The following is a 22,927-nucleotide window of genomic DNA, read 5'->3' as shown; positions in this document are numbered from 1 at the left end:
AATTGTCGTTAAATAGTCGCTAATTGGAGGAGCAGATTTAATGACTACAAAAATCGCAGTAATAGGACCAACTGATTTTATGCATAATATAACTCTTTTGGCCGAACAAATCAAGGATGTGGAAATTGTTCCTTACATATACTCGCAGCCGGAAGAAGCAGCTGCCATAACAAGAAATTTAAAACCTTGTGATATCGTGTTTTATTCAGGCGGGCTTCCGTACCATTTTTCCATGGAAGCCAGAAAGCATTTGACGATCCCTGCACTTTATATGGAACAGGATGAAATGACGATCGCCATTTCTCTCCTTTCAGTTGCTCATCATCAAAACATCCCTTTGGAGCATTTGTCTGTAGACGTTTTAGATGCTTCTTATTTCTCCAACGTCCTGAAAAATATTGGAGCACCTGAAACCAAACATCATGTGATTGATTTTGTCGGCATGCTGCCGGCAAATTTTGATATCAGTCAAATCGTCCAGTTTCATCGGGAGTTGTATCGAACCGGCCACACAAAAATGGCGCTAACAAGTATATCTTCTGTTTATGATCAGCTGGTTGAAAATGGGATACCTGCACAGCAGATGATTGATCCTTCCAAAGCACTTATTCTAGGGCTTCTGAATGCGAAGGCGGAAGCTGAATGGATAAAAAAGAATGCCGCTACGATTGCAGTTTGTTATTTGTCATTTCCTTCTTTCGCCTATCCGGATTCAAAAGTGGACAGTCTTGCTAAGTCCATCCAGGCCTCGGTTCATCAAAGGACAGATTCTGCTATTTCCCTCTTCTGTACCCGCGGGGATATTGAAAGTGCCATACATACAGAAAGATTTCGCCAATTCCTGCATAGCGGGGAGGAGGCTGTTGCTGTTGGATTCGGTTATGGAGAAACAGCTTCAGATGCCGAAGAGAATGCGAAGATCGCCCAACGGTTTGCAGAGCATGAAAAAACAAGCTGTGCTTATATTTTGACGGAAAAGAAGGAGTTGTATGGTCCTTATCCGGATGATGTAAAGTTTCAAAGCTTGGTAAATGTCCATCCTGAACTTGTAAAATTGGCTAAAGCGATTAAAATCAGTCCAGCAAATTTATCAAAAATCATTCAATTCTCCCAATATCGTCAAACCCTTCAATTCACTGCGGCGGACTTATCCTTATATCTCCAGGTGACACGAAGATCCGCAGAACGTATGATTAAAAAGCTGGTTGATCACGGTTCAATAAAAGTGGTCGGGGAGGAAATGACATACACACAAGGACGTCCCCGCGCTTTGTATGAACTGGATATTCCTGTCTATAATTTTGGAAAAGAAAGCCCGTGAAGGACTTTCTTTTTTTATGAGTAAAGTATAAGTTTTTTATTCAAAGAAGCTTTATCTTATTCTAGTTGCAGCACCTAGCCTTAAGGCTACAAGCCTCTTCCTTATGGTAATTGAAGAACTGCATTTTCAGGAATCGTCTTGCTTGTTCTCGCTGTTCTGTACTGGAAAGTCCCGCAAAGTTTTTTCATTCTAACCCGCTTTAAGTAGGAATAGAAATATTTTTGGTTAAATGTCATAAAATTCATTAATGATAGATTAATATAAAAAATGACTTTTATTTTTGGGGATGTTGTTATATAATAATCAATGAAACTAACATCTGATGTATAACACAAGGGAGATTTTTCTTTAGTACAGAGGAGGAGAGAGAGATGGAGGACTATCTGGATGTGAATGGACTGAAAGTGGCGTCCATTTTGCACGAATTTATTGAAAAGGAGGCATTGCCTGATAGCAGGGTCGATAGTAAAAGTTTTTGGAAGGGCTTTAGTAGTATCATTGAAGACCTTGCGCCTAAGAACAAACAGCTTTTACAAACACGAAAAAATTTGCAGTTGAAAATTAATCAGTGGCATCAGGAAAACAGAGGATCAGTTGATCTGAAAAAATATAAATTATTTCTTAAAGAAATCGGATATTTGGAAGAGCCGGTTGAAGAGTTTACCATCACCACCAAAAATATAGATGAAGAAATTACTGTGCAAGCAGGTCCGCAGCTTGTTGTTCCAGTAAATAATGCAAGATATGCCATAAATGCCGCCAACGCAAGATGGGGAAGTTTATATGACGCGCTTTATGGAACGGATGTGATTGATGAAACGGATGGAGCCGAACTGACTAGTAGCTATAACCCCATTCGTGGTCAAAAAGTCATTGATTACGGGAGAGATTTTTTGGATCAGATTGCTCCATTACAACAAGGTTCCCACCATGACTCTGTTCAATACAGCATTTCCGACGGTCAATTGATTATCAAACTAAGAGATCGCAAACATGCGAAGCTCCAGGACCATCAGAAGTTGGCCGGATTTCGGGGAAGCAAGAATCATCCGAGTGCTATTTTACTTAAAAATAATGGTCTCCATGTTGAAGTACAAATCGATTCGGAAGATCCAATTGGCCAGACTGATTCTGCTGGAATCAAAGACCTGCTTATCGAATCGGCCCTGTCCACCATTATGGATTGTGAGGATTCGGTCGCGGCAGTTGATGCAGAAGATAAGGTCCTTGTTTATAGAAATTGGCTTGGATTGATGAAGGGAACCATCAGCTCTGAATTTAAAAAAAATGGTAAAAATATCATCAGAGAAATGAATGAGGATCGAAGTTATAAGTCATTGGATGGTACTGAATTTTCACTGCGAGGCCGTTCACTCCAGCTAGTACGTAATGTAGGTCATTTGATGACAACACCAGCCATTTTAGATCAATCCGGGGAAGAAGTCCCTGAAGGCATTGTTGATGCAGTGATGACAAGTTTGATTGCCAAACATGATTTACTAGGAAACACAGCTCGGAAAAATTCTGAAAAAGGCTCTGTTTATATTGTAAAGCCGAAAATGCATGGCTCTGCAGAAGTGGCGTTTGCCAATGAGCTATTTGATCGTATTGAGGATTTGCTTGGATTGGAACGAAATACGCTGAAGATGGGTGTCATGGATGAAGAACGCCGGACGTCATTAAATTTGAAGGCTTGTATTAAAGAAGCCAGAAATCGGATTGTTTTTATTAATACAGGGTTCCTTGACCGCACTGGCGATGAAATTCATACATCTATGGAAGCCGGCGCGATGATTAGAAAAAATGACATGAAAGGGTCCGGATGGCTAAAGGCATATGAACAGTCGAATGTTTTCTCAGGGCTTGAAACAGGACTTCCCGGTCGAGCGCAAATCGGTAAAGGAATGTGGGCCATGCCTGATCAGATGAAGGCCATGACAGAGCAAAAAATCGGACATGTAGAGGCGGGGGCTAATACAGCTTGGGTTCCTTCACCAACTGCTGCTACCTTACATGCTTTGCATTATCATCAGAAGAATGTCTGGGAAATTCAACATAACCTGTCTAAAGCAATTAAGGATGTAAAGGATGAAATGTTGGATATTCCGCTTGCACCTAACCCTCATTTTACAAATGAAGAAATACAAGAGGAACTTGATAACAATGCTCAAGGAATATTGGGGTATGTTGTCAGGTGGGTTGAGCAGGGGATAGGTTGTTCAAAGGTTCCAGATATCCATAATGTTGGTTTAATGGAAGACCGCGCAACACTGAGGATTTCAAGTCAGCATATGGCTAACTGGCTTCATCATGGAATATGCACCAAGGAGCAAGTTTTGGAAACGATGAAACGTATGGCAGCCGTTGTTGATGAGCAAAATGCCGGAGATCCGAAATATACACCAATGTCGGCTAATTTTGACGAGTCCGTTGCTTTTCAAGCTGCTTGCGATCTTGTATTGATTGGAAGAGAACAGCCTGGTGGGTATACTGAACCAATTCTTCATCGCCGCCGCCTGGAATTTAAACAGAAACTATCCATAAAGCAGTCTTAGTGATATCTGAAAGAAGCAGAAAAAACAAATTAAGAAAATTTTTGAAAAATATTGTATTATAACAATTGACTAAAATTATTTTCTGTTATATATTAGTGGCAACCTAATAAAAAGCATAGGAAGGTGGAGAACATGCAAACGAAACAGACAACGGATAGAGATTATATTGAAGAGTGGATCTTGGCAGAGATGACTAAAGGAAAGACTGTTGAAGAAATGAGTGGAACAACTTTTGTTCTTGGGAACGAACTGTTAACTTTAAAAAGAAATACTGAAGGTTCGTTTGATGTTGAGCCGCTGGCAACGAAAGAAGTGGTTGTCATCCGGGAGGAAGAAAAAATGAAAATTGAAAACATCTGCAACAAATGTGGAATGGAGCATCCAACATATAAAGAAGTCATTCAATGCTGCGAGGACGTTGAATAATTTTTTTGTCATATCTGTTATATAACATTATCAAAATAGTTGAAACATATATATTACAGGTGAGAATCATAGATTGATTCAATCTGTTAATTAAATATAAAAACATAGGATAGGAGAGGTTTATCATGACAAGAGAAGCACAAATCCGCCAAGTTGAAGAAAGCTGGAAAGCAGACCGATGGAAAGGTATCAAAAGACCATATTCCGCAGAGGATGTAGTGAAGCTGCGAGGATCAGTTGTCATTGAGCAAACATTAGCACGGATGGGTGCTGAAAGGCTTTGGAATCTGATTAATACAGAAGATTATATCAATGCGTTGGGGGCTTTAACTGGTAATCAGGCACTTCAACAAGTAAAGGCAGGTCTTAAAGCCATTTATCTGAGCGGCTGGCAAGTTGCGGCTGATGCGAACCTTGCTGGACAAATGTACCCAGATCAAAGTTTATATCCAGCTAACAGCGTCCCACAAGTAGTTAAGCGCATCAATCAGACACTTCAGCGTGCAGATCAAATCCAACAGGCAGAGGGAGAAGGAGATACGTATTGGTTTGCTCCTATTGTTGCAGACATGGAGGCAGGATTTGGAGGCCCTCTCAATGTATTTGAATTAACAAAGGCCATGATTGAGGCTGGAGCTGGCGGAGTCCATCTCGAAGACCAACTTGCTTCCGAGAAGAAATGCGGACACTTGGGCGGTAAAGTTCTTCAACCTACGCAAACGGCTGTGCGCCATTTAATTGCAGCAAGGCTTGCTACAGATGTTATGGATGTGCCTACTGTTATCGTTGCCAGAACGGATGCGAACGCAGCTAATCTGATTACAAGTGACGTTGACCCATATGACCGCGAATTTCTAACAGGCGAAAGAAGTCCAGAAGGGTTCTATTATACTAAGCCGGGACTTGATCAGGCAATTGCAAGAGGGCTTGCCTATGCACCTTATGCAGACCTTATCTGGTGCGAAACGGCAGAACCAGATATCGAAGAAGCCCGACGCTTTGCAGAAGCTATCCATGAAAAATTTCCTGGGAAACTGCTTGCCTATAACTGTTCACCTTCCTTTAACTGGAAAAGTAAGTTGAGTGATGAAGAGATTGCCAGCTTCCAACAAGCGTTAGGCGAAATGGGATATAAATTCCAATTCGTTACCCTTGCAGGCTTCCATGCTCTCAATCACAGTATGTTCGAATTGGCTAGCGGATACAAAGATTCTGGAATGGCTGCTTATTCCAAACTGCAACAAGCAGAATTTGCTTCTGAGAAGGAAGGGTATACAGCTACACGTCATCAACGTGAAGTAGGTACTGGTTACTTCGATGAAGTGTCAATGGTCATTTCCGGAGGAACATCTTCTACAACAGCATTGACAGGTTCAACAGAAGAAGCCCAGTTTCAGTCATAGTAAAATATTAAAAGTCCTATCAGAATCTCTCCTGATAGGGCTTTTAACTTTATTCAGCATAAGTTTCCGACTTCTGTAATGCGTATTGCTATTCCATTCAGTGGGGTTTCAAACCCCAGCGGATGCCACAAATTTTCAGAAGCGGTTTATCGAGTCAAGCTCGATAAAATCTGGGCGCAAATGCGCTAAAGCGGTGTTTTAATTGGAATTCCAAGCGGGGTTCCAAACTACTTCCTACAAATGGCCATCCGAGTCTTGAATATGATCAGAGTTATCTCCCAAAAAAATGCTGCGAGGGGAAATCAGTGCTCTGGCTAGTTGCGTTTGTTCCATTATATTATCGACTTCAGTTTTACTATTGACATTGTGCCCTAAGGAAAATGTGGTAGAATTTGCATCCCCTAGCGCGTCTTATGCTTCAAGAGCAAGGTCATTACCCGATTACATGTCAAAGAAAAGTAACTGCCCCATCTCCAAATTCCTTGCCACTATTCCTTGGGTTTTTAGACTTAGGCGATCACGGTAACAATTGAACGGATTTTGCTAAATCATTCCCACCACAGTAATGACAGAAACTTATGGTTTCATAACAGTTTGATCTATTATTTTGAAGGGAAAGGATTGGAAAAGCACAATAAAAAAAGATTGCAGCGGATCTGGTATTTCTCTAATGAAGACTGGTTCTGGAATAATGGAACAGATTTTACAAGCGGATGTAGATACAATTTTTTTAGATTACGATTTTTTATCAAAGTTCTAGAGACAATATCATACAGGATTCTACACGAATTTTGTCGACAAAAGTAGAAAAGCAGGGGAAAAACTTTATTGTTTTTCCCCTGCTTTTTTGCTTCTCAAATCCGTATATTTAATGTCCAGTTTTTGAACAGTAGGTGCATATCACCGTTTGCTATACTTCGAATGGGTCCAACATGAAGTTGCAAAAACAGGCCTAATCCAACAAGAAAGGAGGAAATGAGATGTCAACATTTAGGAGACTTTCGGTAGTGATTAGTATCCTGTTAGTCCTGCAATTGCTAGTTCCGATTTCAACGACTTTTGCCGAAACATCTGAGGAAGATAGTGACGGAAGAATCAAAGTTGAAAACATTGATCAAAGTCAAGAGTCTATCAAATGGCTGGTCACGATCAATGCTTCTGGAACAGAAAATGATGGAATCAGTACAAAGATAAACCTTAGTGCAGGTTTGTCACATGGGACAATCACTGAAATGAAAAATGCCAAAATTGAAAAAACAGATAAGGGTTATGATATCCAAACACCTGCTGGAAAAGAAACATATGAATTCGAGGTAGAAGCAGGCATTAGTGATCCGAATCAATCAGCTTATGAATTGGCAACTATATCTGAATACTCAGATGGTAAATTTGACGCATTGAGCCGAACAGTTCCAAAAAAAGAACCAGCACCTGAAGAGAGTAAAAATGCAGGTAAAAAAGAAGAGCCTGAAAGTGTGAAGGAAAAAGAAACAGATGCGGAAAAAGAAAAAGCAGGAGAAGAAACGCCATTAGAAAAAGATCTTGAAGCTTCTTCCGAAAATGAAGAGTCAGATTCAGAAGAAGTAGATTCAGAGGAAATAAATGGCCAGCCTCATCCGCCATTCCTAACAACGTCAAGGCCAAATGCCTTGAAGGGGGTTCGCAGCGGGCCAAATTGGCCAGATCCGGGCTCACTCAAACTAACAAAAGATGGTACTCCGACAGGTAAGTATGCTGAATGGGAAGTTGAGCTAACCATTCAAGGAAAAAACCTAAAGACAAGCTCTGATATTGTCATTGTATTTGATAAGTCAGGAAGTATGAGCACTGGTCAACGACTGAGCAAGGCGAAAGCTGCGGCAAATGAATTTGTTGATCAATTATTAATCGAAGGATCTTCAACTAGAATTGCGTTAGTTTCCTTTAGTACAGAGTCAAGCAGGGATCAAGATTTTACGGGATACAGTAATAAACAGCAATTAAAAAATAGAATCAATATGATTCCAGCAAACGGGGGAACAAATATACAAGCGGGGCTTCATCAAGCTCAAACATTACTTGCAGGCAGTAATGCCGACCTAAAAACAATCGTGCTGTTAAGTGACGGGGAACCAACGTATAGTTTTAGTGCTAGAAATGCTGAGGCCTATACATGGCCTGGAAATAAGTATAATTTTATCCTTTCCAATTTTAATTACAATAACCGAATTGGGCCTGGTAATAATTATAATCTGAACAGCAATCAACGATATACCGTAAACGGATATAACGTCAGAACAAACGGCATCGCAACAATTTCTGAAGCAAGACATGCTATGAATTCTGGAATCGGCATTTATTCAGTGGGTCTTGAGGTAGGGAATAATGTGGATGCGAGATATGTGCTTGAGAATAGCCAGAATAAAGGCAATTACTTAGGCGGTCAAGACGATCTCAGCCGTATTTTTGAGGAAATAGCTGCGAGCTTGAATTACGCGGCTACTGATGCAGTCGTTACGGACCCGATGGGAGAGATGTTTAATCTCGTTAAGGATGAAAGTTACAATGGGCAAAACTTTGAAGCCTCACATGGAACGGTCACATGGGATGATGCGACTGAGACCTTCACATGGAATGTGGGTGCAATCAAAGAAAACGAGGTTTACACACTCAAATATAAAGTAACGATTGACTGGGATAAAAATCCGCAAGGGAATGTCTCATATCCTATGAACGGCGATACACCATTGGATTATAAGGACCCAAAAGGTAATCCGTCAACAAAGCCATTTCCAATTCCTGAAGGAGCAATCGAAAAAGGAAAAATTATCAAAATAGGTTACCGCGTAAACACCAATGGTGAACCAGTTGATAGTAATGGAAATGTTGTATCTAGTCCAGCAGAAGCGGAACAGTTTTATGAAGAGTTTCACCAGGAAAATAACAGTGAGGATTTGCTTTTCAATAAAACGTATTCTGTAACAGCGAATGATGTTCCTGATTACACGCTAATTGTTGGGGAGAACCCTACGGACATTGCATTGAAGCCTGAACAACCGCTTCAAACGGTTTGGTTCGGATATGTAAAGACAGAAGATTTAGTCGCTGGGGATGTTACAGCAAAGTATGTAGATGAAAACGGAGACGAAATTGCACAAAGTGAAGTGTTCACTGGAAAAGTTGGTGATACATACACTACAAAGCAAAAAGATATCCAAGGATACGAGTTTGTAAAAGTGGATGAAGACGGTGCACCAGCAACAGGAAAATTCAAAAAAGATCCACAGACAGTCATCTATATATATAAGAAAAAACTCGGTTCATTAACGGTAATAAAGGTAGATGAAAAGGGTGCTCCACTCGCCGGCGCAGAGTTTGAATTGCGTAATAAAAACGGGGATAGCGTAGGAGCTGCTCAAACAACGGACGAAACCGGGAAGGTTATTTTTGAAAATCTTGACTGGGGCGAATACAAACTTGTTGAGACGAAAGCACCGGAAGGTTACCGTCTGCTGAGTAAGCCGATTGATGTCAAAATTACCGCAAATGAATTGAACGTTGAGAAGAAAGTTGAAAACTCTAAAAGCGGTTGGGGATTACCGGATACCGGAGGAATGGGAACAACCCTGTTTTACGCTTTAGGCGCGATTTTAATGATTATTTCCCTTGTTTTCTTATTGAGAAAAAAGAGAACAAGAGAGTCTACACAAGATTAAATAAAATTTAAAGGTGAGAGGAGAACGTTCCAATGGCTGTAGCTAAGAAAAAGTCACTACACATTCTGTTGGCTTTTACATTATTAGTATCACTTTTTATACCGAGTATTGCCTTGGCTTACGACATTAAAGGAGATTCGGACAACCCACAATTGACTATTCATAAGTTTGAGCAAGAACCTGGTGCTAAACCTGGGGAGGAAGGAACAGGGCTGCCAGGACAAAATGCTGAAGGTACTGCAGTTGAAGGTGTTGAATTCACTTTAAAATTAACACACAAATATGATGTGGAAAATGATCAGTGGATTGAAGTGAACGATGGAAAGACAATCACAGGAACAACTGGAGCAAACGGACAAGTTGTTTTCACAAAAGACCAAGGATTGGAATTAGGTCGCTACGAAGTTACTGAAACAAATGGACCTAGCCATATTATTTTGAATCCAGATTCTTTCTCTGTCGACGTTCCTATGACAAGTAAGGACGGAGCAACATTAAACTATGATGTTCATGCATATCCAAAGAACGAAACAATTCGCTCTGACGTGGAATTAGTGAAAAAAGATGAAGATGGCAAACCACTAGCAGGTGTTTCTTTTAAGCTTTATAATGCCGATGGTTCACCAGCTGTGGACAATGAAGGTAATGCAATTCCTGAATTAACTACAGGTGCAGATGGAAAGATCAAAGTAGCGGGATTGGCTGCTGGCGAGTACTATTTTCAAGAAACAAAGGTTCCTGCCGGTTATGCGCTTAATAATACAAAAATCGAGTTCGAAGTAAAGAAAACGGGAGACAAAGGCCAAGAAATTGAAGTTGTATGGAAAAAAATTGATGGTTTCGTTGAAAACGGAGTAGTCACCAACTACAAAACGCCTGAAGTTGAGAAAGATGCAGAAGGAGAACAGCAAGTAGACATCGATCGCGATAAAGAGTTCAAGTACAACTTGACCATCAAAACTCCTAAAGACATCGATAAATATAAAACACTTGGTTTAACGGATACACTAGATAACCGTTTAGAGTATGCGGGTTCGTGGGAAGTGACAGGAACAGCCAAGGAGAATATTAACTTCACAGAAGACGGTCAAAAGCTAATTTGGGATGTAAAGGACTTATCACTACTTGAGCCAGGTCAAGACATCAAAATCACCTTCACAGCAAAAATCAAACCTGATGCAGTGTTGGAGCCAGAAGAAACAGGTATTCCGAACACAGCAAATCTTGATTTTGACAATGACAGAGGCGGGTATGGAACTGAGAAGCCAACAAACCCACCAGTTGTTACACCAACTGAAGGTGGATTAAAGGTAGTCAAAGTAGATTCCAAGGATAACACCATTAAATTAGAAGGTGCAGAATTTAAATTAACTGATAAAGACGGAAATGTTATTGATACCGCTAAAGCAGGTGAGGTAGTAAAAGTAAATGGTGTCGTGTTTAATGGTAAATTAGAAAACTTAAAAACTGACAAAGACGGTACGTTTAACATTACCGGATTAACACCAGGCACTTACTACTTACACGAAACAAAAGCACCGACTTACACAGACGAAAAAGGAAATGTAAAACCATATCGTCTATTGACAAAACCTGTGGAGGTCAAAGTCGAAAACCAAAAAGACTTGGCTTATGAGGTTGAAAACTCTAAGTCTGGCTGGGAGCTTCCAACAACAGGTGGGATTGGTACAATCTTGTTTACGCTTATCGGACTTGCGTTGATGATGACAGCATTTACACTATATCTGCGCCGCAGAAAGTCAGAAGCTCAAGTAGGCTAAACATTAATAAATGGGAGAGAGATATTTTCTCTCCCATTTAATATGGGAAAATATCAAAATTATTTACGATAGGATGAGAAAAAAATGAAGAAAGTACTGGTCATATCAATATTCATCGTTGGATTGGGCATTTTTTTCTATCCTATGATAAGTAATATTTTGTCTACCAAAGTACATCAATCTGTCGTAGAGGATTATAGTGATACGGTCAAAAGCTTGGATAAGGATCGGATAAAGAAAGAGAAGGAAAAGGCGGATTTGCACAATAAAGAATTAGAAGATTCGCAATTGGATTTTGTTGATCCTTTTTCCGAAGATGCTGAAGCGGATAACAGGCGAGGAAATCAAAGCTACTATGATGCGTTGAATATCGGTCCTGCTATTGGCAGTGTTGAAATTCCAAAAATAGATATGAAACTTCCCATCTATCATGGGACGAGTGAAGAAGTATTATCCAAAGGCGTAGGGCATCTAGAAAACTCTTCATTGCCTACAGGAAAGCCGGGAACACATAGTGTTTTGACAGCCCATCGCGGGCTGCCGTCAGCAAAGTTGTTTCGACATTTGGATTCATTAACCTATGGAGACCAATTTTATGTCCAAGTCCTCGATCAAACTATGGCCTATGAGGTATTTAAGATTGACGTCGTTCTTCCGCACGAAACGGACTGGCTGCAAATGAAGGAAGACGAGGATATAGTCACCCTACTGACGTGCGATCCGTATATGATCAATTCGCATCGACTGCTCGTTACTGGTAAACGCGTACCATATCACTCTGATGAAAAACAAGCAGTTGAAAACAAAGGGTTACCTATATATGTGTATGTGTTGGCAACTCTTATTCTCCTTTCTATTGTCTATTTATGGTATCGAAGGAAGAAGAAGGCGGGGGCTAATGATGAAGCATAAAGGGATTATGTCATTATTTATTGTAGGCCTCCTTATTATGGCTTACCCGCATATAGCGCAAATCATGAACAATTTTTTTCAAAAAAACCAGGTAGAGGAATTTCAAAGCGCATTAAAAAATTTATCGGACGACGAGATTAACGAATTAATGGAACAAGCCCAAAGCTGCAATAAGGAAATTTATTATGATTTGAACGGTTTTCGTGATCCGTGGGGAGATCATCAGGAAAAGTTAACAGCTTTTAATGACTGTTTGGGGTTGGATGAGGATGAAATTTTCGGAGCCATTGAAATACCGAAACTGAAATTAATGATACCTATTTATTTAGGCTCATCAGAAGAAGTGTTAAGCAAAGGAATTGGACAGGTAGAGGGCTCTTCCTTACCACTTGGGGGGGGAAATACCCATACCGTATTGGCGGGTCACCGCGGGATGGGGACTAAGGCCATGTTTCGAAATATTGATGAGCTAAACGAAGGTGACGTCTTTTACATTTTAACGATGAATGAAACCTTAACCTATCGTGTCATCAACCAAGAAGTGATTTATCCGCATGAAACGGACTCGCTTGAAATTGTGAAAGATAAGGATCTGGCTACATTATTAACCTGCCATCCCTATCGTCATAATTATCAAAGGTTGTTAATTCATGGTGAGCGAGATGGTTAAAATTATTTTCTATATTCAAGTTAAATTTGATAGAAAATGCTTAATTTTCATATAATTGGGGTATGTAAAAATTATATAAAAAAAATGATTCAGGTATAAAGAGGGGGAGAATTTGTTTGAGGGTAGTTCTTATCGATGATGAGCGATTGGCTCTTGAGCATTTAGGGAAGAGACTGGGAGAAATCGCTGGAATAGAGGTTATTGGAAAATATTCTGATCCATATATCGGGTTGAAAGGAATAAAAAATGAGCAGCCCGATGCTGTTTTCTTAGATATAGAGATGCCGGGGGTTAATGGACTAGATCTGGCAAAAGAAATGAAACAGTCACTGCCAAACGTCAAAATTATTTTTACTACAGCTTATCGTGAATACGCTGTTGATGCATTTGAAGTGAGTGCAGATGACTACCTACTGAAACCGATTATGAAAGAGCGTTTAATTAAAACGATTAACAGGCTTTTGGGAACAAGTGAAAAAAGTGAAGATTGTTCTAGTAGAATAATGGTTTGTTGTTTTCATAAATTACATTTTAAAATCGACGAAAAAAAATCTGAAGTAATAGATGTCTATTGGAGAACGACTAAAGCACGAGAAGTATTTGCTTATTTGCTTCACCATCGCGCAGGATTTGTGCGCAAGGTGGAGTTGCTAGAACATTTTTGGCCTGAATCTAATCCGAAAGACGGATTATCTCAACTGTATTCTACTATCTATCAAATCAGGAAGACTTTGAAATCCATCCATTGTCCCATTAAAATCGTCAATTCAGAGAATGCCTACAGATTAGATTTGAATGGAGTGCTGCTGGATGTGGATGAGTGGGAAATTAAAATGAAAGAAATGTCATTGGTCACTAAGGAAGCTTTTCTTGATTTTAAACAGGCACTTGACCTATACAAAGGGGATTATTTTGAGAAGGATGATTTTTGGTGGACTGAGACGGAGCAGAACAGGCTAAGGCTCCTTTGGTTGGATTATGTAAAAAGGTTGGCGGACTTTTTCATTTTTGAAGAAGACTACATTGAAGCCATCATGCTTTATTTACGTGCACAGAAAGTTCACCCGTTTGAAGAAGACATATATTTTATGCTTATGCAGCTATACGACACCGTAGGAGAACGTGATTCAGTGATAAGGGAATATAAACAATTAAAAGATATGCTGCAAGAAGAATTTGGTTCCCTACCGAGTGAACATATTCAAAAATGGCACCAAAATTGGGAGAAACGAACAGTGATTAGTTAATCCAATACATGGTAACAAGATGTTTATCCTACATAATATTGAACGGATAGAAGGAAAATTAGGAAAATATAACGTAAGAAAAATGATGGACAGGAGAGCAAGTCTCCTGTTGCTCGAGATTGAAAGGCTGAACAGAACTGCGGAGGTCTTAGAAAGTTAAACTGATTCCTAAGAGGTTAAGGAATTGACTTGCGGTAATAAACAGCATTAAATCATTTTCAGTAAGAGGACAGGAGATATAGAAATGAAGCTTTGGATCAGGAAAGTGTTCGTCTTTCTTATTGCTCTTTTGACCTTAGGATTTTATATACCTTCCATTGAACAAGAGGCAGGAGTCAAAGAAGAGAGCGAAGTTCTTACGTCATTTGAAACCTTGGGTGATTCTGAAGCAGAAGCTGCGGATCGTTTTGGTATATCAGAAGAAAAGCAAGCGCTGCTACTCACCAGTCTGGCAAGAGAACAGGCGATGGCGAAACTGGGTCCAAGAATTTTGAAACAGGTGGAAGATGAATTCATAGAAGGGATCTTGCCGGGAATGGAAGAAGTGTTGAGCTCTTTACTGATTGAAGCAGGATCTCATGAAACTGCCCATTTTCAAATCACTGATCAGCCTTCCAGTGGGTACGGGGAGAGAATCTTTCATGTATATGATGTACGGAATGAAAAAGATGTTGCTAGATTTCATGTCCGGAGGGATAAACGTCCTTTGGAAGGCTACTGGTTTAATTTTCATTATCATTTAAGCAAAGATAACTTTGAAAAGCATCATGAAATAGGGGAAATCTATTGGTCTAAGAACACACCTCCGAAATGGATGGCATAGTAGATAGTCAGTCTCCATGTTTGAAGCCTGCACAAACGGCAGGATTTGTATTTTAGATTGCGGGGGTTTCCAAAAAAATTATATAAAACGCAAAATAAGAATGAGAAAACGAGGCTGTTGAACATGAAGAAGATAAAATGGTGGATTCAGTGCAAATTTTTTCAGAAGCATAGAATCGATTACTATTCAGGTACTTGCATCATTTGTGGAAAGAAAAAATAAAGCTTTGATCCCTTTTCTGATAAAAGACAGCTGGTGGAAAATTAAAATAGCGGATGAAACCATTGCTTTCACTTGAAGGCAGATGGGAGTGTATCAAATGAGGGGGCTGACGGCAAAATGAAAATGGATGATCAAATGAATATAAAAATACCTAGAGAATTAAAGGAAGACTTTTATTTTACTTGTAAGCAAAGTAGGATAAACTCTTCAGCACTAATACGAAGATGGATTGAGCAATTTGTTACAAAGGAAATTGCAGAATCACATATAGATACCATTAGTCAGGAAACAAGGCTTGATTTGGCAAAATATATGAAAACAAGGCTGGAACCCGGCGACGATCACTACTGATTTTATGATGATCCAGAAAGGGATTCTTTCATTCCTACGGGGACGGTGAATTTCACCGTCGTTCTATTAAATCCCAACTGATCTTCTTGATCTCGGTTTAAGAATTTTATCCATATCCTGATGAAGATTAAATATATAATGCAAAATTCAAGGACTCCTGTATGATAAACAGGAGTCCTTTTCATTTAGATTTTAGAACAAATGTTCTATAATGTGTAAAAGAGCCTTAGGAAAACCGTTAAGATCAAAAAGGGGAATGGTGAAATGTCGATCGTCATCTTAGCAGAAAAGCCCAGTCAAGGAAGGGCTTATGCTGATGCATTTCGAAATGCGATTAAAAAAGATGGATATATAGAAGTGGAAGACAGCCGCTTTTTTAATAAAAGAGCTTTTATCACATGGGGGCTGGGCCATTTAGTTGAGTTGGTGGAGCCTGAACAGTATAAGGAAGAGTGGAAAAGATGGTCTATGCAAACCCTGCCGATTTTTCCTGAGCAGTTCAAATTTCAAGTGGCTAAAGATAAAAGGAAGCAGTTTGCCTTGGTAAAAAAACTGCTTCAATCATCATCAGGTGTTATTGTTGCAACGGATTGTGACCGTGAAGTTATGGGCAGTTATAAAAATGTGTAAAAATATAATGTGTTCAGGTATTATTATAAATAGTTGCCTAGGAAAAATTATTAACTATGAAAATTAGAGCTTTTATATATTTACTAGAGTCAGCATAGTAATTCAATGGAGGAAGGGTAAAATGTCAATTATAGATTATGAGGATAGGATTGTCGAAATAGTACAAAGGGAAGATCATTCGGATTTTTTATATGATTTGCTTGATGTGTATGATACTCCCCGGGCAACAATTACCCGTTTAAAAAATGGAAATCTCAATCTTGCAAAGAGAGCAGGAGAAGTTCATTTAAAGAATAAGGTATGGTTTAAGGAAGTGGGCAAGGGGAATATTTTTGATGGCTTTGTGGATATAGAACAGCAAGTAGCTGAGTTATCTGCCAAGCCACGCTATCTCATAGTTACAGATTTTGATGGGATACTAGTGAAAGACACAAAAACACAAGAAGCTTTAGATATAAAGTTTGAGCAACTCCCTCAGCATTTTAGTTTCTTTTTAGCGTGGAAGGGTATTGAAAAGGTTGATTTCGAAAAAGAAAGTCACGCTGATATTAAAGCAGCGGGACGTTTTGCTAGAATATACGATATTGTAAAAAAAGAAAATAATCTCATAGATACTAAAAATGGGATAGATATTTTCTTTATGCGTTTATTATTCTGTTTGTTTGCGGAAGATACAGGAATATTTAAAAGAGGTAGTTTTACTAATGCAATAAAAACATTAACAAGAACAGATGGATCAGATCTTAATAAATTCTTCACAGATTTATTTGTAGTTTTAGATACAAAAGAAAGAGTGGATGTGCCTAGCTATTTACAAGAATTTCCTTACGTAAATGGACAATTATTTTCTGAACCACACAAAGAGTTAACATTTTCAGCAAAGTCTAGAAAACTTATAATTGATTCTGGTGAATTGCTAAATTGGGCAAAAATAAATCCTGATATATTTGGCTCAATGATTCAAGCCATTGCCACAGATGAAAGTCGTAGTCATTTAGGTATGCATTATACAAGTGTCCCTAACATAATGAAAGTGATTAAACCGTTGTTTTTAGATGATTTAAATAAGGCATTTGAACAAGCGTACGATAGCGTAGAAAAGTTAGATATTTTATATGATAGAATTGGAAAAATAAAGTTCTTTGATCCGGCATGTGGCTCTGGAAATTTCCTAATTATAACTTACAAAGAACTTAGACGCTTAGAAATCAAGATTTTGTTACGAAAGAGAGAATTGACGGAAAATTTAATGTACCTTCCTTCAGTGACACTTGGTCAATTTTATGGAATTGAAGTTGATGAATTTGCACATGATGTAGCCAAGTTATCGCTCTGGATTGCCGAGCATCAAATGAATATAGAATTAGAGGAAATATTTGGTGATAAAGTCCGTGCAACACTTCCACTACAATCTGCTGGAGATATACGTTGTGCAAATGCTATTAAAGTTGATTGGTTGGATGTTTGCCCTGTGCAAGAGTCTGAGGAAGTTTATGTTTTTGGTAATCCACCTTATCTTGGGTCTAAAAAACAAAACAAAGAACATAAAGCTGATATGCTTACCATATTTAAAAATGTAAAAAACGGAAAAATGCTGGACTATATATCAGCTTGGTTCTTCTTGGGTGCAAAATATTCACAAACAACAAACGCAAAAGTAGCTTTTGTTTCTACCAATTCAATTACTCATGGAGAACAAGTTTTTACTTTATGGAATCAGCTATTTAAATTTAATATCGAAATTAATTTTGCTTACACATCATTTAAGTGGTCGAATAATGCTATAGGAAATGCTGGAGTAACTGTTGTAATTATCGGTTTTGGTCCAATTAATTCTAAAAAAAATAAATACTTGTTTATTGACGGCACTAAAAAGCTAGTTTCTAATATTAGCCCTTATCTAACAGATGGTGAAAATATACTTGTATCTACTAAAAGTAAACCAATTTCGAATTTACCAAGGCTTAGGTTTGGTAATATGCCCAACGATGGTGGTGGGTTACTCTTTACTATTACTGAATATGCAGATGCAATCAATCAGTACCCTCAATTAGTTCCTTATTTTAAAAAATTTATAGGTTCGGATGAGTTTATAAATGGTGGTTTAAGATATTGTCTATGGCTTAACAAGGAAAAATATGAAGAGATAAAATCTATTCCTTTAGTTCAAAAAAGAATTTCAATTACAAAACAACACAGGGAAAAATCGAAGGATAAAGGAACGAATAAACTTGCATTAACACCATGGAAGTTCAGAGATACACATGAGGCAAACAAATATTCAATTGTTATTCCGGCTGTTTCTTCAGAAAATAGATTTTATATCCCCATGGGATTAGTTGGTGCAGATACAGTTTTATCAAATCGAGTTTACGCAATTTATGATGCCGATATTTATCTGCTTGGAATTTTGATGTCTAGAATGCATATGACATGGGTTAAGGCAGTAGGTGGTAGATTAGAAACTCGATATAATTACTCAGCTGGGCTGTGTTATAATACATTCCCACTTCCTGAATTATCAACAACTAGAAAAAATAGAATTATAGAAGTAGTTCTTAAAATAATTGATATTAGGGAAGAAATGGGAGGAACACTCGCAGAATTATATAATCCTTTAACTATGCCATTGGATTTAAAGGAAGCACATGAAGAATTAGATGGAATTGTAGATCGGGCTTATCGACAAAGAGGTTTTGAAAATGATGAGGAACGCTTAAGTTTACTTCTTAATATGTATCAGGAAATGACTGGAGAGTAGGTGGAAATATGGAGAACTTGGTAGAGATTAAATATAATCAAACAGGCCAAAGTAAGTTGATAAATGAATATGGTATGCGTGAGATGCAAGCAAGGGCATTTGAAAAGCGTAACTCTCAGTACTTATTAGTTAAAGCTCCACCAGCTTCAGGGAAATCGAGAGCGTTAATGTTTATTGGTTTAGATAAATTGATTAATCAAGGTTTGAAGAAAGTTATAGTTGCTGTTCCTGAACGTTCCATTGGTTCCTCTTTTAAGAATACAGAATTAAAAAGTTATGGATTCTTTGCAGACTGGAGAATTGATCCTAGAAATAATTTGACAACTGCAGGTGGAGACAGTTCAAAGGTAAATGCTTTTGTTCGTTTCATGGAATCTGATGATGAAATATTAGTGTGTACTCATTCGACTTTACGGTTTGCATATGAAAAGTTAGATGATAAAGTTTTTGATAATTGCTTATTAGCAATTGATGAGTTTCATCATGTTTCGGCAGATACAAACTCACGCTTAGGTGAAGTGCTTCGTAATGTTATTCGTAATTCATCAGCACATATTGTAGCTATGACCGGTTCATATTTTAGGGGAGATTCTGTTCCAATTCTTTCTCCACAAGAAGAAGAACAGTTCGAAAAAGTTACATACACATATTATGAGCAACTTGATGGCTATGAGTATTTAAAGAGTTTTGGAATAGGATATCATTTTTATCAAGGCAAGTACACTTCAGCAATAGGCGAAGTTTTAGATACGAATCTGAAAACAATCATTCATATTCCTAATGTTAATTCTGGTGAATCAACAAAAGATAAATACGATGAAGTGAATAGGATTATCGATATCATTGGTGAAGTGGATTATCAGGATGATGTAACTGGAATCATCCATGTTAAACGGCATACTGACGGAAAAATATTGAAGATTGCTGATTTAGTTGATGACCAGGCTGAAAGAGAAAAGGTTGTCGAGTATTTGAGAAATATTTCAAAATTAGAGGACTTAGATATTATTATAGCTCTTGGAATGGCTAAAGAAGGATTCGATTGGCCGTTCTGTGAACATACTCTAACAGTTGGATATCGCGGCTCACTTACAGAGATTGTACAAATTATTGGACGCTGTACCCGTGACAGTTACAATAAGACCTCTGCTAAGTTCACTAACCTTATTGCACAGCCGGATGCACAAGATGAAGAAGTAACATACACGGTTAATACAATGCTTAAAGCTATTTCTGCGTCTCTATTAATGGAACAAGTACTTACACCTGACTTTAAATTTAAACGGAGAAGAAGTGAAACTGAGCAATCCACAGCAGGGGAAATGTATGTTAGGGGATTAAAAGAACCGTCAACAGAGAATGTCAGAAAGATTATTGAAAATGATATCACTGATTTAAAAGCAAAAATCTTTCAAGATCCTCAAGTTCAAAAAACATTTACAGGTGATGTTGAACCAGAAGTTTTAAATAAAGTATTGATTCCAAAAGTAATTCAAAAAACTTACCCTAATTTATCAGATGATGAAATTGAGGAAGTAAGGCAACATATTGTCGTAGATACGGTGATGAAAGGTGCAAAATCGGAAGTCGTTGGAAGTAGAGAGTTTATACGAATGGCAGATAAGTTTATTAATATAGAAGATTTACATATTAATCTTATTGATTCAATTAATCCATTCCAAAAAGCTTTTGAGGTTTTATCTAAAGAACTGAATTCGCCAGTTCTAAAGTTGATTCAAGAATCTATTGACGCTAAGCGCATTTCATTTGATGAAGATGAGCTAGTCTATATTTGGCCTAAAGTCGAAGAGTTTTATCAGTCAACAGGAAGACGCCCCGATGCGAAATCTTCCGATCCTATTGAAAAACGTATGGGTGAAGCAGTAATTTATATGCAAGAGTTAAGGAGGAAACGTGATAGTGGCAAATAGGTATCGTTCAATTGATGAAATAATAGAAAGCTCTCTATTTGACGAAATCACAGCACCGTCCAAAAGCGCACCTAAAGTTCAATATGATCTTGAAGCAGAAAGGTTTTTAGAGATAGTAGATTTTGTTAAAGAAAATGGCCGAGAACCTGAAAAGGTTCCAACTGACTTAGCTGAAAGAAGACTAGCTAGTAGGTTAATTGGAATTCGAAAGAACCCTGAACGCATGGAATATTTGAAGCAGTATGATGATATAGGTTTATTTGATAAAAATCCAGGAGAAACCAAGATACCTAAAATTTCTTCAATAGAGGATATCTTAAATAGCGGTTCTTCTGAATTACTGGGAGATGATCTGGCTTCTTCTATTTTTGATACAAGCACGCTACCTAAGGTTACCACAATGCCTGAGTATGTTGCGAAACGAAAGAAAATAAAGAATTTTGATGAGTATGAGCTATTATTTAAGAAGTGCCAAAAAGAAATTACAGAAGGTAAAAGAAAAATAGTGCCTTTTAAAAATGAACAAGACATTCACCCTAATAGTTTTTATATCCTAAAAGGGGTACTCCTTTTTGTGGAAAGTGTCGGAGAACGTAAAAAAATTAAGGGTAAAACAAATGCTAGGCTTCATTGTATTTTTGAAAATGGAACAGAATCAGATATGTTACTCCGTTCACTAGCTGCAGAACTTTATAAACACGGTAGACGAGTTACTGACAATGAAGATACGTTATTGGATCACGTTAGGGAAGATGATATTTCGACAGGATTTATTTACGTGCTGAGATCTTTAAGTACTAATCCACAAATAGCCTCTATAAAAGATTTATATAAAGTTGGCTTTACAAAAGATTCAGTGGAAAAGAGGATTAGTAACGCTGAGAATGAATCAACATACCTTTACGCTCCAGTTGAAATTGTTACCACATATCAAGTATACAACATGAATGGCAGAAAATTTGAAACAACAATGCATCATGCGCTAGCAAACTATAATTTAGATGTATTGATACAAGGACCAAATGGGAAGATGTTAGTTCCCAAAGAGTGGTTTGTAGTATCGTTAGAAAAATTACAAGAAGTTATTAATGAGGTTGTGATGAGGGTAAATCTATAGGTTAATTTACACTATGGTGATAACATTATAGATTACCATATAATGATGCCTCACCAGTTCCTCTGGATGGAGATTATTAAGAGGTATTAGATTAAGCATGAAAATTTATTTTATATTAATAGATACACACAGAAGAAACATGTTTTATTATGTTTCTTCTTTTCAAAGATAGAATAATTTGAAGGGAAGGAACGAGATGAGCAATATAGCGATATTTGCCGAAAAACCTTCGCAAGCCAAAGCCTATGCTGATGCTTTTTCTATAAAAAAACGTCACAAAACACATATTGAATTAAATCCGTGTCAAACGTTTCCCACTGGAGCAATTATCACGTGGGGAATTGGACATTTAGTAGAATTGAAAGAACCAAAAGAATATCGAAAAGAGTGGGCAACTTGGAATTTGTCCTCTTTACCGATTCTGCCAAACTACTATGAGTATAAGGTGTCTTACGATAAGAGAGAGCAGTTCAACTTTATTAAACAGCTATTCAATGACTCTAGCATTAGAACAATTGTAAACGGGTGTGATTCGGACCGCGAGGGGTCCAATATTTTTTATTCATCCTACTACATGACTGGAGCAAAAAATAAGGAAATTAAACGATTATGGATCAATTCACTAGAGGTTGATGAAATAAGGAAAGGATTCAATAATCTTCAAGATAACAAAAAAGACTTATTACTTTATTACGAAGCAAAGACACGTCAAATAAGTGATTGGCTTGTTGGAATGAACGGAAGCCGGTTATTTACCCTCCTCTTACAACAAAAGGGGTTTAATGACAGTCTCTCGATTGGACGGGTACAGTCTCCCACAGTATACCTTATTTATCAACGTCAAAAAGAAATAGAACAATTTGTTTCTACACCTTTCTATGAAATTGAAGGAAGCTTTACCGCCAAAAATGGCATGTATAAAGGAAAAGCAAAAATTAAAAGTGAAAAAATAGAAGAAGTCCAAGCACTAATGAAACAGCATAATATTTTGGAGCGAAATGAAGGGTAAGCCCCCAATCAAACAACGCATATTTTTATGCAGCCCCTCTTAGTATGATCAATGTATCAACTGAAGGAGGTGC

Annotated in this window: 15 protein-coding genes and 1 pseudogene; all 16 read left to right on the top strand. The window is 37.9% G+C overall.

Annotation, left to right across the window (positions count from 1 at the left end):
* Window positions 1-40 precede the first annotated feature (40 nt).
* Window positions 41-1,321 carry a transcriptional regulator gene (locus H9631_RS18780; RefSeq protein ID WP_191815546.1) on the top strand — a complete coding sequence of 427 codons (1,281 nt, stop codon included), beginning with the start codon at window positions 41-43 and terminating at the stop codon, window positions 1,319-1,321.
* Between the two features lie 371 nt (window positions 1,322-1,692).
* Window positions 1,693-3,876: a malate synthase G gene (locus H9631_RS18775; protein WP_191815544.1), complete on the top strand. Its 2,184-nt coding sequence runs from the start codon at window positions 1,693-1,695 to the stop codon at window positions 3,874-3,876.
* Between the two features lie 132 nt (window positions 3,877-4,008).
* Window positions 4,009-4,302 (top strand): hypothetical protein, encoded by a 294-nt coding sequence (locus tag H9631_RS18770; RefSeq protein WP_191815542.1) that lies wholly within the window; start codon window positions 4,009-4,011, stop codon window positions 4,300-4,302.
* A 125-nt stretch (window positions 4,303-4,427) separates the two neighbouring features.
* Window positions 4,428-5,705 carry an isocitrate lyase gene (gene aceA, locus H9631_RS18765; protein ID WP_191815540.1) on the top strand — a complete coding sequence of 426 codons (1,278 nt, stop codon included), beginning with the start codon at window positions 4,428-4,430 and terminating at the stop codon, window positions 5,703-5,705.
* A 980-nt stretch (window positions 5,706-6,685) separates the two neighbouring features.
* Window positions 6,686-9,400, top strand: a complete 2,715-nt coding sequence (locus H9631_RS18760; RefSeq protein WP_191815538.1) for a SpaA isopeptide-forming pilin-related protein — start codon at window positions 6,686-6,688, stop codon at window positions 9,398-9,400.
* Between the two features lie 32 nt (window positions 9,401-9,432).
* Window positions 9,433-11,181 carry a SpaH/EbpB family LPXTG-anchored major pilin gene (locus tag H9631_RS18755; protein WP_191815537.1) on the top strand — a complete coding sequence of 583 codons (1,749 nt, stop codon included), beginning with the start codon at window positions 9,433-9,435 and terminating at the stop codon, window positions 11,179-11,181.
* Between the two features lie 84 nt (window positions 11,182-11,265).
* Complete coding sequence (locus tag H9631_RS18750) at window positions 11,266-12,093, top strand: class C sortase (RefSeq protein WP_191815535.1); 828 nt, start codon at window positions 11,266-11,268, stop codon at window positions 12,091-12,093.
* Window positions 12,080-12,763 (top strand): class C sortase, encoded by a 684-nt coding sequence (locus H9631_RS18745; protein WP_191815533.1) that lies wholly within the window; start codon window positions 12,080-12,082, stop codon window positions 12,761-12,763. Before H9631_RS18750 ends, H9631_RS18745 begins: the two co-directional genes overlap by 14 nt.
* 116 nt (window positions 12,764-12,879) lie before the next feature.
* Window positions 12,880-14,010, top strand: coding sequence for a response regulator (locus H9631_RS18740; protein WP_191815531.1), 1,131 nt, complete (start codon window positions 12,880-12,882; stop codon window positions 14,008-14,010).
* A gap of 244 nt (window positions 14,011-14,254) precedes the next feature.
* Window positions 14,255-14,833: a YpjP family protein gene (locus tag H9631_RS18735; protein WP_191815529.1), complete on the top strand. Its 579-nt coding sequence runs from the start codon at window positions 14,255-14,257 to the stop codon at window positions 14,831-14,833.
* 339 nt (window positions 14,834-15,172) lie between these two features.
* A complete protein-coding gene (locus H9631_RS18730) occupies window positions 15,173-15,406 on the top strand; it encodes a hypothetical protein (protein WP_191815527.1) in 234 nt (77 codons plus the stop codon).
* A 264-nt stretch (window positions 15,407-15,670) separates the two neighbouring features.
* The gene (locus H9631_RS18725; RefSeq protein WP_191815525.1) at window positions 15,671-16,036 is read left to right on the top strand and encodes a toprim domain-containing protein; all 366 of its coding nucleotides are present in this window, start codon (window positions 15,671-15,673) and stop codon (window positions 16,034-16,036) included.
* 121 nt (window positions 16,037-16,157) lie between these two features.
* Window positions 16,158-18,797 (top strand): class I SAM-dependent DNA methyltransferase, encoded by a 2,640-nt coding sequence (locus tag H9631_RS18720; protein ID WP_144460362.1) that lies wholly within the window; start codon window positions 16,158-16,160, stop codon window positions 18,795-18,797.
* A gap of 8 nt (window positions 18,798-18,805) precedes the next feature.
* Window positions 18,806-20,728: a DEAD/DEAH box helicase gene (locus H9631_RS18715; RefSeq protein WP_144460363.1), complete on the top strand. Its 1,923-nt coding sequence runs from the start codon at window positions 18,806-18,808 to the stop codon at window positions 20,726-20,728.
* Window positions 20,715-21,845, top strand: coding sequence for a GIY-YIG nuclease family protein (locus H9631_RS18710; RefSeq protein ID WP_144460471.1), 1,131 nt, complete (start codon window positions 20,715-20,717; stop codon window positions 21,843-21,845). The genes H9631_RS18715 and H9631_RS18710 overlap by 14 nt, the downstream gene beginning before the upstream one ends.
* A gap of 196 nt (window positions 21,846-22,041) precedes the next feature.
* Window positions 22,042-22,848 (top strand): annotated as a pseudogene (locus tag H9631_RS18705) (DNA topoisomerase); the annotation flags it as partial.
* Window positions 22,849-22,927 lie beyond the last annotated feature (79 nt).

The sequence above is a fragment of the Bacillus norwichensis genome, assembly GCF_014836955.1.
GTDB classification, from domain to species: Bacteria; Bacillota; Bacilli; order Bacillales; family Bacillaceae_C; genus Siminovitchia; species Siminovitchia norwichensis.
Note: the sequence above shows the minus strand (reverse complement) of the source record. Positions and strands in the feature narration are given on the sequence as shown.

Bases quoted from the DNA above. Each gene is read 5' to 3' on its own strand.
- H9631_RS18760 (WP_191815538.1), top strand. From the start codon at position 6,686: ATGTCAACATTTAGGAGACTTTCGGTAGTGATTAGTATCCTGTTAGTC.
- H9631_RS18770 (WP_191815542.1), top strand. From the start codon at position 4,009: ATGCAAACGAAACAGACAACGGATAGAGATTATATTGAAGAGTGGATC.
- H9631_RS18725 (WP_191815525.1), top strand. From the start codon at position 15,671: ATGTCGATCGTCATCTTAGCAGAAAAGCCCAGTCAAGGAAGGGCTTAT.
- aceA (WP_191815540.1), top strand. From the start codon at position 4,428: ATGACAAGAGAAGCACAAATCCGCCAAGTTGAAGAAAGCTGGAAAGCA.
- H9631_RS18755 (WP_191815537.1), top strand. From the start codon at position 9,433: ATGGCTGTAGCTAAGAAAAAGTCACTACACATTCTGTTGGCTTTTACA.
- H9631_RS18775 (WP_191815544.1), top strand. From the start codon at position 1,693: ATGGAGGACTATCTGGATGTGAATGGACTGAAAGTGGCGTCCATTTTG.
- H9631_RS18735 (WP_191815529.1), top strand. From the start codon at position 14,255: ATGAAGCTTTGGATCAGGAAAGTGTTCGTCTTTCTTATTGCTCTTTTG.
- H9631_RS18715 (WP_144460363.1), top strand. From the start codon at position 18,806: ATGGAGAACTTGGTAGAGATTAAATATAATCAAACAGGCCAAAGTAAG.
- H9631_RS18780 (WP_191815546.1), top strand. From the start codon at position 41: ATGACTACAAAAATCGCAGTAATAGGACCAACTGATTTTATGCATAAT.
- H9631_RS18720 (WP_144460362.1), top strand. From the start codon at position 16,158: ATGTCAATTATAGATTATGAGGATAGGATTGTCGAAATAGTACAAAGG.
- H9631_RS18745 (WP_191815533.1), top strand. From the start codon at position 12,080: ATGATGAAGCATAAAGGGATTATGTCATTATTTATTGTAGGCCTCCTT.
- H9631_RS18750 (WP_191815535.1), top strand. From the start codon at position 11,266: ATGAAGAAAGTACTGGTCATATCAATATTCATCGTTGGATTGGGCATT.
- H9631_RS18730 (WP_191815527.1), top strand. From the start codon at position 15,173: ATGAAAATGGATGATCAAATGAATATAAAAATACCTAGAGAATTAAAG.